The sequence below is a fragment of the Blattabacterium sp. DPU genome (assembly GCF_011290385.1).
Lineage (GTDB): Bacteria > Bacteroidota > Bacteroidia > Flavobacteriales > Blattabacteriaceae > Blattabacterium.
The window spans coordinates 82,508-95,887 of the sequence record NZ_CP049785.1; the positions used below are offsets into that span (position 1 = coordinate 82,508).

The following is a 13,380-nucleotide window of genomic DNA, read 5'->3' on the forward strand; positions in this document are numbered from 1 at the left end:
TTAATTTTTTTTATCATATAATTCTTCATAAACTTCTATAAGATCTCCAAATCTTAGATTATGATAATTCTTTATTCCTAATCCACATTCATATCCTTTTGAAACTTCTTTTACATCTTCTTTAAAACGTTTAAGAGAAGTAAATTCTCCATTATGAATAACAATTCCTTCTCGAATCAATCTTACTTTTGCTTGACGTAATAATTTTCCTTCTGTAACCATACATCCGGCTATAGTTCCTATTTTTGGTATTTTAAATATTTCTCTAATTTCAGCATTTCCTAATATTTTTTCTTTAATATCGGGAGATAACATTCCATCCATAGCTTCTTGAATATCATTTGTTACATTATATATGATTGAATATGTTCGTATTTCTATATTTTCTTTTTTTGCTATATTTTTAGCTCCAATATTAGGACGAACATTAAATCCTATGATAATAGCATCTGAAGCACTTGCTAATAAAACATCAGATTCGGTAATTTGACCTACTCCTTTATAAATAATATTAACAATAATAGTTTTTGTAGATAATTTTTGAAGAGCATCAGCAATAGCTTCAACGGATCCATCTACGTCTCCTTTAATAATAATTTTCAATTCTTTAAAATCACCTAATGCTATACGTCTTCCTATTTCATCCAATGTAAGATGTTTTTGAGCTCGTATATTTTGTTCTCTTTGTAATTGTTCTCTTCTAGAAGCAAGTTGTTTAGCTTCTTTTTCATCTTTAAATACTTTAAATTTGTCTCCAGCAGTAGGAGCTCCACTCAATCCTAATATAGTAATAGGTTTAGATGGCCCTGCTAAAAAAATAGATTTTCCTCGTTCATCTAAAATATTTTTTACTTTTCCATGATGACTTCCTGCCAAAACATAATCTCCTACTTTTAATGTTCCTCCTTGTATGAGAAGTGTAGTAATATATCCTCTTCCTTTATCTAAAGAAGCTTCTATAACTGTTCCTATAGCAGGTTTATTTGGGTTCGCTTTTAAATTTAATGATTGAGAAACTAAAAGAACTTTTTCTAATAATTTGTCTATTCCAGTACCCAATTTTGCGGAGATTTCTTGAGTTGTATATTTTCCCCCCCATTCTTGTACTAAAAAATTCAAATTAGCTAATTGTTCTCTAATTTTATCAGAATTTGCATTAGATTTGTCCATTTTATTAAAAACAAAAATAATAGGAACATTAGCGGCTTGAGCATGACTAATTGCTTCTTTAGTTTGAGGCATAATATGATCATCCGCCGCTATAACTATAATTGCAATATCTGTTATTTGTGCTCCTCTTGCACGCATAGCTGTAAAAGCTTCATGACCCGGAGTATCTAAAAAAGTGATACTTTGATGATTTGAACATTCAACACTATAAGCGGCTATATGTTGAGTGATGCCACCTGCTTCACCTGCAATAACATTAGTGTTTCTAATATAATCTAATAAAGATGTTTTGCCATGATCTACATGTCCCATAACAGTAATAATGGGAGGTCGAAGTTCTAATTGTTCTTCTAAATCTTTATCATCTTGAACCGCCTCTTCTAAATCTAATCCAACAAATTTTACATTAAATCCAAATTCGTCTGCTACTAAAGTCAATATTTCTGCATCTAACCTTTGATTCATCGTGACCATGATACCTAAAGACATACAAGACACAATCACATCAGTAGCATTAACTTTCATCATAGATGCTAATTCATTAACTGTAGTAAATTCAGCCAATTTAAGAATTTTTTCTTCCTTTTTATTTTCCATTTCATTTTGTATAAGCCTTTTTTCTTTTTTAGATTGACGTTTTTCTCTTCTAGCTTTTGAAGCTTTTGACTTCATACCTTTAGACGATAACTTTTCTAAAGTTTCTTTAATTTGTTTTTTTATTTGTTCTTCAGTAATTATTGATTTTTGTACATTTTTTTTACTTTTTGGCTTTTCTATTTTTTTTTCCTTAGAATTAGAAAAGGAAGATTTTCTTTCTTTATTTTGTTTTTTTCCTGTATGAACATTTTTCATTTCTTCAATGAAAATTTCTTTTTTAATTCTTCTTCGTTTTTTCTTAATTTCTGATTTTGTTCTCTTTTTTTCAAATTGAGATAAATCTATTCGGTCTCCTGTCAACATAACTCCATCTAATTTTTGATAGATAGTATCTATATGTTCAGGTTTATTGTTATTTTTAAATTTATTTTCTTTTTCTTGATTTTTTTTTTCTTTAGTTTCTTTAGTCCCATATTTTTGATCTAATATATCAATATCTATTTTTCCTATTTTTTTAAATCCAATTAGTTTTTCTGATTTTGCCCGTATAATTTCGCAATTTTGAATATATTTCAATTCTTTTTTTATTTTTTCTTTTTCCATTCTTTTTTGCAAAAAAACTTTCTCAGAAGCATCTCGTATTTCTTTGTATGTTTGAAATTCTCGGACAAGAGACTTGTATACTTTTTCTTCTATTTTTGCATTAGGATTATTTTCTATTTCAATTCCTTTTTTTTTTAAAAAACTAATTACTCTTTGTAAAGAAATATTAAATTTGGTTAATACTGTTTTTAATCTTATTTTATTATCCATAAAAATATATGTATGTAAAAACAAAAATAACTGAAAAAAGAATTTTCATAGAATTATGTATTTATATTAAATTCTTCTTCAAATTCTTTTTTCAATATGGTGAATACTTTATTTATGGTTTTTTCTTCAAGATTAGTTCGTTTTCTTAAATCATTTTTGTTATAATTTAAAATAGATTTCGCAGTATTTAACCCCACCTTATGAAATTTTTCTAATACTTCTGATTCTATTTCGTCAGAAAATTCTGTTAGTTCTACATCATCTTCATAAGGAAAATCTCTAAAAATATGAATTTTGTATCCGGTTAATTGACTCGCTAATTTTATATTTTGTCCTCCTTTTCCAATTGCTTTCGATATCTCTTCAATTTTTACATATACATTTACATATTTATGTTCCTCATTTACTTCCATCATAGAAACTTTAGCAGGATTTAAAGCCCGTGTTATATATAATTGTATATTAGAGGTATAATTAATTACATCAATATTTTCATTTTTTAATTCTCTAACAATAGGATGAATTCTTGATCCCTTCATTCCTACACAAGCTCCAACTGGATCTATACGATCATCATATGATTCTACAGCTACTTTAGCTTTTTCTCCTGGAATACGTGCCACTTTTTTTACGGTAATTAATCCATCAGAGACTTCTGGTATTTCTAATTTTAAAAGTTCTTCTAAAAAAGATTCATCTTTTCTAGTCAAAATAGCAAAAGGTTTATTATCTTTCCAGTCTACTCGCTTAACTAAAGCTCTAACTGGATCTCCTTTTCTAAAAAAATCACTTGGAATTTGTTCTTGTTTAGGTAAAACCATCTCATTTTGTTCATCATCCCTCATAATTATTTGTTTTGGTAAAATATGGTAAACTTCTACATTAATAATTTCTCCTATTTTTTTTTTAAATTTTTTATAGGTATTTGTATTATCATATTCATTAATTTTAGATAGTAAATTTTGTTTTAGAGACAAAATAGCTCTACGACCTAAAGATTGTAATTCTACTTTTTCTGTCACCTCTTCTCCGATTTCAAAATCGGGTTCTATTTTTTTGGCTGTAGATAATTCTATTTCCTTATTTATATCTTTTACTTTACCATCTTGTACTACTATACGGTTTCTCCATATTTCTAAATCACCTTGATCTGGATTTACAATAATATCGTAATTTTTTGATGATTCATATTTTTTTCTTAAAACACACCGTATAGATTCTTCTAAAATAGCCATAAGACTTACTCTATCTATATTTTTTTCATATTTAAAATCTGAAAAAGAACCTATTAAAGCTTCATTATCCATAAATCTAAAATTTTAAAAAATTGAATCAAAATTTTTATCTTTCAATATCTATTATATTATTCAATCTACAAAACAATAATTTTTTGAAAATAACTCAAAATATGGTTAATAATTCAATTTTATAATGATAATTTTGGTTTATGTTTTATAAAATTTTTTTTGAAAAAATAATCACAATTACTTTTGAAATTCAGGGAATTTATGAATTTACCCATAATTTAGATTTAAAAAAATGGGGAACCATAACTCTAATTATAATTGGTAAAATGTTACTTTTTACTATATTTATAATAATTTTAGAGTTTATTTTCAATAAAGGAATTCGTTTTATAGGCAGAAGAATAGTAAGCTCGACTCATTTTGTTTGGGATAATATTTTATATGAAAATAAAGTTTTTGATAGTTTAGCACATTTTTTACCATTATCTATTGGTTTAATATTAATTGAACCGTTTTTTAAAAACTATCATACAATTATCATTTATTTAGAAAAAGTATTTGATATATTATTCGTTTTAATTGTTTTACAATTTTTAATTCGAGTAGTAAATTCTATTATGAGAATAGCCACAAGTGAAAATAATCATCAAACTATAGCGGTTCGTTCTTTTTCACAATTACTGAAAATTATATCCATTATATTTTGCATTTTAATTATTATTGCTATTCTTACAAAAAATGATCTCATTACTATTTTAACCAGTTTAGGAGCTATCACCGCTTTTGTAATCTTGGTTTTTAGAGATACAATACTTGGATTTGTTTCAGGAGTGCAAATGGCTTCCACTAAAATGATAAAAGTAGGAGATTGGATAAGAATTCCTAAATATAATATAGAAGGAACCGTTATTGAAATTAATTTAACTTCCGCAAAGATAGAGAATTTTGACAAAACTATTACTAGTGTTCCTACTTATGACTTAATTTCTACAGCCGTTACTAATTTTGAATTTATGCGTCAAAAAAATATACGTAGAATTAAAAGATCTATCTTATTCAACATACAATCTTTTCATTTTTGTAATTCAGATCAATTAAACAAATTTCAGAACGTATATTTAATAAAAAATTATATACAAGAAAAAAAAAAAGAAATAAATATTTTCAATAGAAAACAAAATATAGATGTAAGTATTAATATTAATGGAAGAAGATTAACAAATATTGGTCTTTTTCGTCAATATGCATTAGAATATTTGGCACAACATCCAAAAATATCGCAATCAGAAACTCTAATGGTGAGACATTTGGAACCGACTCCTTATGGCTTACCTGTAGAATTATATTGTTTTACAAATACCTCTGAATCTATAAAATATGAACAGATACAAGCCAGTGTTTTTGATCATTTATTAACAGTGGCAAAAGAATTTAATTTAGAAGTCACACAAGTTACTAGAAAAGAAACTATAGAAAAATGGTAAGATTAAGTGTAAATTTAAATAAGATAGCTACATTAAGAAATGCAAGGGGGGGAAATATTCCCAATGTTTTGCAAGTAGCAATAGATGTTCAAAAATTCGGATGTCAAGGAATCACCATACATCCACGTCCTGATGAAAGACATATTACATACAAAGATGTTTATGATATAAATTCTGTAATTACAACAGAATTAAACATTGAAGGAAATCCTACTGAAAAATTTATGAAATTAGTATTAGATATTAAACCTACACAAGTTACTTTAGTACCTGATTCTGAAAATATTATAACATCAAATTCTGGATGGAATACTTTTTTATATCAAGATTTTTTAACTGATAAAATTAAAATATTAAAAAATTATGGAATTCGTACTTCCATATTTTTAGATCCAAAACCAGAATTAGTATCATATGCTGCAAATACAGGAGCAGATAGAATAGAATTATATACAGGACATTTTGCTATAGGATATGCAAAAAAAAAATGGAGTTGCATTGATCCTTATATTAATACAGCAAAAATGATTCTTAAAAATCATATGTTAATTAATGCTGGACATGATTTAAATCTAGATAATATTTATTTTTTAATTAAAAAAATACCCAATATATCAGAAGTATCAATTGGACATGCTTTAATTAATGAATCCATATATATGGGGCTAGAAAATACAATACAAAGTTATTTGAAAAGAATTCATAATAAATATCGACGAAATGATACTACATTCTAAAATTTATGGATCTGGTTATCCTCCTGTTTTAGTAATTCACGGTTTGTTTGGTAATGGAGATAATTGGATTTCTTTTGCTAAAAAATTTGAAAAAAATCATCAAATTCATTTATTAGACATGAGAAATCATGGAAAAAGTTTTGTTTCTAACAAAATGAATTATGATATTATGTCAGATGATATACTAAAATATATTTATTATCATAAATTAAATCATCCTATATTATTAGGACATTCTATGGGAGGAAAGACTGTTATGAAATTTTCTATAAAATATCCTATTATTCCAAAAAAAATTATTATTGTGGATATCAGTCCTAAGGATTACATTGATGACAATCAAAAAAAATTGATCCATATTTTAAAAAAAGTAGATTTTAATATTATTAATACAAGAAAAGATTTAGATTTTTTTTTAAAAACATGGATTTCTAATATAAAAATCAGGTCGTTTTTTTCTAAATGTGTTAAAAAACAAAAAAATGGAAAACTATGTTTTTGTTTTTCTTTATTAAACATTGAAAAAAATTATGATTCTTTAATTCATAAAAAAATAGAAAATGGTTCATATCATGGTCCTGTCCTATTTTTACGAGGAGAATATTCAAATTATATTCTTGAAAAAGATTATAATCATATACAACAGTTATTTCCAAAATGTAAAATTTGGACCATAATAAAATCTGATCACTGGATTCATATAGATAATCCCATTGATTTTTATAATAAAATCGGAGTTTTTTTAAACGAAACATAATTTATGTATATTAATATTATTAAATAAAAATTTTATGGTTTTTGATCTTGATATGATTCGAGATTTTTATACAAATTTTTTGTATAAAATTGAAAATATTCGAAATGTGATTGATCATCCTATGACTTATTCGGAAAAAATTTTGTATTCTCATTTAGGAATAAATGAAATAAAAAAAACAGAAAATAATTTTGCATTTAAAAATTTGAGAGATAAATATTACATGGATTTTTTACCCGATCGTATTGTAATGCAAGATGCTACAGCTCAGATGACATTACTTCAATTTATGCAAACTAAAAAAAACAAAACGTTTGTTCCTACTTCCATTCATTGTGATCATCTCATATCTGCTAAAGATGGATCAGATTTAGATTTAAAAAATGCTATAGAAAAAAATGAAGAGATATACAATTTTTTAAAATCAGCATCTTATAAATATGGAATTGATTTTTGGAATCCTGGATCAGGAATTATTCATCAGGTTATTTTAGAAAATTATGCTTTTCCTGGAGGAATGATTATAGGAACGGATTCTCATACTCCTAATGCTGGGGGATTAGGTATGCTTGCAATGGGAATTGGAGGATCTGAAGCAGCCGAAGTTATGGCTGGATCACTTTTGGAATTGAAATTTCCTAAAATAATTGGAATAAATTTAATAGGAAAAATGAATGGGTGGACTTCTTCTAAAGATGTAATATTAAAATTGTCTGGAATGATTGGTGTTTCAGGAGCCAAAAATCATATTATTGAATATTTTGGTGAAGGGGTCAATAACATTTCTTGTGTTGGAAAAGCAACTATATGTAATATGGGTGCAGAAATAGGAGCGACGGCTTCCATATTTCCTTATGACATTAAAATGAAAGATTTTTTAGATAAAAATGGGAGAAATAAAATTTCTATAATGTCAGAGAAAATAAAAGATTTTTTGAAAGCAGATCCAGAAGTTTATCAGAATCCGTATCATTATTATGATCGAGTGATAGAAATAAATTTAAATATTTTAGAACCATATATTAATGGCCCTTTTACTCCAGATAAGGCTACTCCTATTTCTAAAATGAAAGAGGAAGCCATTAAAAACAATTGGCCTACTAAAATTGAGGTAGGATTAATAGGATCCTGTACAAATTCTTCTTACGAAGATTTTTCAAAGGCTATATCAATAATTCAACAAGCAAAAGAGAAAAAATTAAAAATTAATTCAGAATATATGGTATCTCCGGGATCCAAAAAAGTTTATTCTCTTATGAAAGAGGTAGGATTTATATCTATATTTAAAAATATTGGAGCTCAAATTTTTTCTAATGCTTGTGGACCTTGTATTGGACAATGGGTAAGAAAAGGAAATAAAACAAACGAAAAAAATACAATTGTTCATACTTTTAATAGAAATTTTTCATCTCGTAATGATGGAAATCCAAAAACACATGCTTTTATAGCATCTCCAGAAATTGTCACGGCTTTAGTTTTTTCTGGAGATTTAACATTTGATCCTAGAAAAGATATGTTGAAAAATGAAATCGGAGAGTATGTAAAATTTGATGAACCTAAATCACTGAAAATTCCTTTTAAGATTTTTTCTTCAAAAGAATTAGGATATGAAAATTTTCCAAAAAAAAATATAGAAAATTTATCTGTAACTATCAAAAAAAATTCTAAAAGATTACAGATTTTATCTCCATTTTTATCATGGGATGGAAATGACTTACTTAATATTAGACTTTTAATCAAAACTAAAGGAAAATGTACGACTGATCATATTTCAATGGCAGGTTCATGGTTAAAATATAGAGGACATCTTGAAAAGATTTCTGAAAATTTGTTAATGGGTGCTATAAATGCCTTCAATTATGAAAAAAATAAAATAAAAAATATCATAACAGGAACTTACAGTTCTGTTTATGATGTAGCTAAATTTTATAAATCAAAAAATATACAAACTTTAATTGTAGGAGAAAATAATTATGGAGAAGGATCTTCAAGAGAACATGCAGCTATGGAACCACGTTTTTTGGGAGTTCGTATTGTTCTTGTACAATCTTTCTCAAGAATACATGAAACTAATTTAAAAAAACAAGGTGTTTTAGCTGTAACTTTTTTAAATTCAAATGATTACTATAAAATACAAGAAGAAGATCTCATACATTTTTATACAAAAAATATGCGTCCTGGTAAAAATATAGAAGTAGAGTTATTTCATAAAAATGGATATAAAGAAAAAATCATTGTTCAACATTCTTATAATGAAAAACAAATTCAATGGTTTAAAGCCGGTTCCTCACTAAATTTCATTACAAAATAAATAACATGAAAATTGTAAAAATTGTATTCATAAAAATTATCCAATTATATCAAATTGGTATTTCTCCATGTATAGGAAATAATTGTAGATATATACCAACTTGTTCAAATTATATGATTTTATCATTGAAAAAATGGAATCTTTTCAAAGCTATTTTTTTAAGTATCATAAGATTTATTAAATGTAATCCGTGGGGCCCATATGGTTATGATCCGATAGATTCAATTTAATTAACAAACAATTAACAATTTTAAAGATGAAAACATTAGAATATATTAATTGGGATCCTATCCAAAAATTTAATTTATGGAAAGGTTTTTTTATTCATATTTATAGTCTAATGTTTGTGATTTCTTTTTTATTAGGATGGTATATAATGAAATATATTTATCAAAATGATAATATTCATAAAAAATATTTGGATCCTTTATTTATATATACTTTTTTTGGTACTCTTATAGGAGCAAGATTAGGTCAAGTATTATTTTATGATATTTCATATTTTTCAGATCATTGGATTGAAGCTTTCCTTCCTATAAGGGAAAATCAACATAATTTTTTATTAGGATTTATAAAAGGATATGAATTCATCGGTTATAGAGGTTTATCAAGTCATGGAGCGACTATAGGAATTATTTTATCTACTTTATTTTATAGTAAAATAATATTAAATAAAAAATCTTTTATTTGGCTATGTGACAGATTATGTATTCCTATATCAATATCTTCTGTTTTTATTAGAATCGGAAATTTTTTTAATTCTGAAATAGTAGGAAAACCATGTAATGAAAAATTGCCTTGGGCAGTAAAATTTGTACAAATGGATACAGAATATGGAGAAATTGTCCCCAGACATCCCACCCAAATTTACGAATCTATTGGTTATCTAGTAATTTTTTTATTACTTTGGTATTTATATAAAATAAGAAAAAAAAATTATGAAGGATTTTTGTCCGGAATTTTTTTTATTTCACTTTGGTCTGTGCGTTTTTTAATAGAATTTTTTAAGGAACCACAAGGAGAAGAAATTATTAATTTTTTATCCATAAATACAGGGCAATGGCTCAGTATTCCTTTTATTATTTTGGGATTTTATCTTATTAATTTTTCAAAAATTAAAAAATATTTTTCTTCATTATGAAAAAAATATTGATTTTTTTTTCCTTGATAATTCTGTGTTTTTTTATAAATTCCTCTGAAAGAATTGATGACATTTCTGATATGTTTTTAGATATCGGAAATTCACTAGAAATAGAATTTATTCAAAATGGAAAATTGTATTTGATAAATAATAATCATATAATAAAAAAAATAGATATAGAATTAGCATATCGAGATACAGAAAAAATAAATGGATTAAAATATAGGTCTTTTTTAAAAGAAAATAGAGGTATGTTATTTTTATTCAAACATCAAGAAGAGTATAAACAAATGAACATGAAAAATGTTCAAATTCCTTTAGATATTATATATATCAATCAATTTGATACGGTTATTTTTGTGAATCAATATGTTCCTCCTATGAGAGATATAGAAAAAATAACGAATTTTCCTTCAAATACTAGCATAAAATATATTTTAGAAATTAATGCAGGGATGTCCAATAAATGGGGTATAAAAGAAGGAGTAACAAAAATTACTTGGTTTATTAAATAATCATGCAAAAAAATTATCTTTATCTTGTGTAATTAAAAAATTATGAAGATATTATGATTTTTATATCCGAAAAAGCTAAAATTAAATTAATTTCTCTTATGAAAAAAGAGGGACTTTCTCACGACATTTCTTTTGTTAGATTTGGAGTTAAAACTGGAGGTTGTTCGGGTTTGTCTTATGAACTTACTTTTGATCAAAAAAAACAAGAAGGGGATAAAATTTTTCAACATAAAGAAATGAAAATATTAATAGATCAAAATAGCATTCCTTATTTAGAAGGAATAACATTAGAATATTCAGATGGATTAGATGGAAAAGGATTTTATTTTAAAAATCCTAAAGCAAAACATACTTGTGGATGCGGAAAAAGTTTTTCATTATAATGAAAAAAAATAATAAAATATTAGAAAATTTTACTAATTCTGAATATAAATATGGGTTTTATACTCCAATAGAATCCGATAAAATTCCAGTAGGGTTAAATGAAGACGTTATTCGTAAAATAACAGAAAAAAAAAAGGAACCTACATGGATGTTAGATTGGAGACTAGAATCCTTCTCTATATGGAAAAAAATGAATATTCCAAAATGGGCAAATATAAAATACAAAATACCAGATTTTCAAAATATAAGTTATTATTCTGCTCCCAAAAAAAAAATAGATTTAAATAATTCGGAGGAAATAGATCCAGAATTAATAGACACATTTAAAAAATTAGGAATTTCTATAAAAGAACAAAAAATGCTTTCAGGTGTAGCTACAGATATAGTATTAGATTCCGTTTCTTTAGCAACTACATTTCAAAAAAAATTGAAAGATAAAGGCATTATATTTTGTTCTATGAATGATGCTTTAAGAAAATATCCAAATATTGTAAAAAAATATTTAGGTTCAGTTGTTTCAAAAAAAGATAATTTTTATGCTGCTCTAAATTCAGCTGTATTTTCGGATGGTTCTTTTTGTTATATTCCCAAAGGAGTCCGTTGTCCTATGGAATTATCCACATATTTCCGTATTAATGAAAATCAAACGGGTCAATTTGAAAGAACCTTGATTATCGCAGATAAAGATTCTTATGTTAGTTATTTAGAAGGATGTACAGCTCCGCAAAGAAAAGAAAATCAATTACATGCCGCTGTAGTGGAAATTATTGCCTTAGAAAATGCTGAAATTAAATACTCTACGGTTCAAAATTGGTTCCCTGGAAATAAAAAAGGAGAAGGAGGGATTTTTAATTTTGTAACAAAACGTGGATTGTGTGAAAAAGGAGCAAAAATATCTTGGATACAAGTAGAAACAGGTTCTTCTATCACTTGGAAATATCCGTCTTGTATTCTAAAAGGAGATTTTTCTATGGGTCAATTTTATTCTATAGCTTTAACTAAAGATTTTCAACAAGCAGATACGGGAACTAAGATGATACATATAGGAAAAAACACTAAAAGTATTATTATATCGAAAGGAATATCTGCTGGAAAAGCTCAAAATAATTATAGAGGATTGGTAAAAATAACCCCTCAAGCAATGCATTCTCGTAATTTTTCTCAATGTGATTCTTTATTAATAGGAAATCAATGTGGAGCTCATACTTTTCCATATATTCGTGTATATAATTCCAATTCTAAAGTAGAACATGAAGCAACAACTTCAAAAATTGGAGAAAACCAAATTTTTTACTGTAATCAAAGAGGAATAAATACAGAAAAGGCAATTTCTTTAATTGTTTATGGATTTAGTAATGAAGTTTTGAAAAAACTTCCCATGGAATTTGCAATAGAAGCTCAAAAACTTTTGGAAATTTCTTTGGAAGGATCTGTTGGATAATAATAAAAAATTATGTTAAATATAGAAAATTTACATGCTTCTATAAAAACGAAAAAAATTCTTAGAGGAATTAACTTAAAAATTAACGCAGGAGAAAGTCATGTGATTATGGGCCCTAATGGATCTGGAAAAAGCACTCTAGCTTCTATCATAGCAGGGAAAAAAGAGTATAAAATAACTGAAGGTAATATTTATTTTTTTAATCAAAATTTAAAAAATTTTTCTATAGAAGAACGAGCACAATTAGGAATTTTTCTTTCTTTTCAACATCCAATAGAAATACCAGGAGTATCCATTATTAATTTTATTAAAACAGCAGTGAATTCTATTCGTGAAGCAAAAAATATGGAAAAAATGTCTGCTAAAGATATTTTATTAAAAATCAACAAAAAATCCTCTTCATTAAATATTGAAAAAGATTTCTTATTTCGTTCTTTAAATGAAGGATTTTCGGGAGGAGAAAAAAAACGTAATGAAATATTACAAATGATGATGTTAGATCCTTTATTATCGATTTTAGATGAAATTGATTCAGGATTAGATATAGATGCTTTACGTATAGTTGCTAAAGGAATTAATACTTTTAGAAATGATAAAAATTCGGTTTTAATTATTACCCATTACAAAAGATTATTAGATCATATTTTATCAGACTATATTGTACATATTTTATATGATGGAAAAATTATTCAGTCAGGAGATAAAAAATTAGCTGAAAAATTAGAACAAAAAGGATATGATCATATAGTGAAAAATAAAGTATAAAAAGAATCGTTAAATTTT

The 13,380-nt window shown here is 25.8% G+C and carries 12 protein-coding genes; 10 read left to right on the plus strand and 2 right to left on the minus strand.

Annotated features, from left to right (window positions below; translation table 11 throughout):
- A complete protein-coding gene (infB, locus tag G9C01_RS00375) occupies nucleotides 1-2,580 on the minus strand; it encodes a translation initiation factor IF-2 (protein ID WP_166264974.1) in 2,580 nt (859 codons plus the stop codon).
- Nucleotides 2,581-2,633: 53 nt separating this feature from the next.
- Nucleotides 2,634-3,887 carry a transcription termination factor NusA gene (gene nusA, locus G9C01_RS00380; RefSeq protein ID WP_166264977.1) on the minus strand — a complete coding sequence of 418 codons (1,254 nt, stop codon included), beginning with the start codon at nucleotides 3,885-3,887 and terminating at the stop codon, nucleotides 2,634-2,636.
- 140 nt (nucleotides 3,888-4,027) lie between these two features.
- On the opposite strand from nusA, the gene G9C01_RS00385 reads away from it, so the two are divergent.
- From G9C01_RS00385 to sufC, 10 genes are read left to right on the plus strand one after another with little or no spacing between them, the layout of a single operon-like run.
- Complete coding sequence (locus tag G9C01_RS00385) at nucleotides 4,028-5,311, plus strand: mechanosensitive ion channel family protein (RefSeq protein ID WP_166264980.1); 1,284 nt, start codon at nucleotides 4,028-4,030, stop codon at nucleotides 5,309-5,311.
- Nucleotides 5,305-6,048: a pyridoxine 5'-phosphate synthase gene (locus G9C01_RS00390; RefSeq protein WP_166264983.1), complete on the plus strand. Its 744-nt coding sequence runs from the start codon at nucleotides 5,305-5,307 to the stop codon at nucleotides 6,046-6,048. The genes G9C01_RS00385 and G9C01_RS00390 overlap by 7 nt, the downstream gene beginning before the upstream one ends.
- A complete protein-coding gene (locus G9C01_RS00395; RefSeq protein WP_166264986.1) occupies nucleotides 6,032-6,805 on the plus strand; it encodes an alpha/beta fold hydrolase in 774 nt (257 codons plus the stop codon). Before G9C01_RS00390 ends, G9C01_RS00395 begins: the two co-directional genes overlap by 17 nt.
- Nucleotides 6,806-6,839: 34 nt before the next feature.
- Nucleotides 6,840-9,116: an aconitate hydratase gene (locus G9C01_RS00400; protein ID WP_166264989.1), complete on the plus strand. Its 2,277-nt coding sequence runs from the start codon at nucleotides 6,840-6,842 to the stop codon at nucleotides 9,114-9,116.
- A gap of 5 nt (nucleotides 9,117-9,121) precedes the next feature.
- Nucleotides 9,122-9,346 carry a membrane protein insertion efficiency factor YidD gene (gene yidD, locus G9C01_RS00405; RefSeq protein ID WP_166264992.1) on the plus strand — a complete coding sequence of 75 codons (225 nt, stop codon included), beginning with the start codon at nucleotides 9,122-9,124 and terminating at the stop codon, nucleotides 9,344-9,346.
- 26 nt (nucleotides 9,347-9,372) lie between these two features.
- A complete protein-coding gene (gene lgt / locus G9C01_RS00410) occupies nucleotides 9,373-10,257 on the plus strand; it encodes a prolipoprotein diacylglyceryl transferase (RefSeq protein WP_166264995.1) in 885 nt (294 codons plus the stop codon).
- On the plus strand, nucleotides 10,254-10,772 hold the full coding sequence (locus G9C01_RS00415) for a DUF192 domain-containing protein (protein ID WP_166264998.1): 519 nt from the start codon (nucleotides 10,254-10,256) through the stop codon (nucleotides 10,770-10,772). Before lgt ends, G9C01_RS00415 begins: the two co-directional genes overlap by 4 nt.
- Before the next feature lie 53 nt (nucleotides 10,773-10,825).
- Nucleotides 10,826-11,155 (plus strand): HesB/IscA family protein, encoded by a 330-nt coding sequence (locus tag G9C01_RS00420; protein WP_166265001.1) that lies wholly within the window; start codon nucleotides 10,826-10,828, stop codon nucleotides 11,153-11,155.
- Entirely contained in the window at nucleotides 11,155-12,597 is a 1,443-nt protein-coding gene (sufB, locus tag G9C01_RS00425; protein ID WP_166265004.1) for a Fe-S cluster assembly protein SufB, read from the plus strand. Before G9C01_RS00420 ends, sufB begins: the two co-directional genes overlap by 1 nt.
- A 12-nt stretch (nucleotides 12,598-12,609) precedes the next feature.
- A complete protein-coding gene (sufC, locus tag G9C01_RS00430) occupies nucleotides 12,610-13,362 on the plus strand; it encodes a Fe-S cluster assembly ATPase SufC (protein ID WP_166265007.1) in 753 nt (250 codons plus the stop codon).
- The last annotated feature ends 18 nt before the right edge of the window (nucleotides 13,363-13,380 follow it).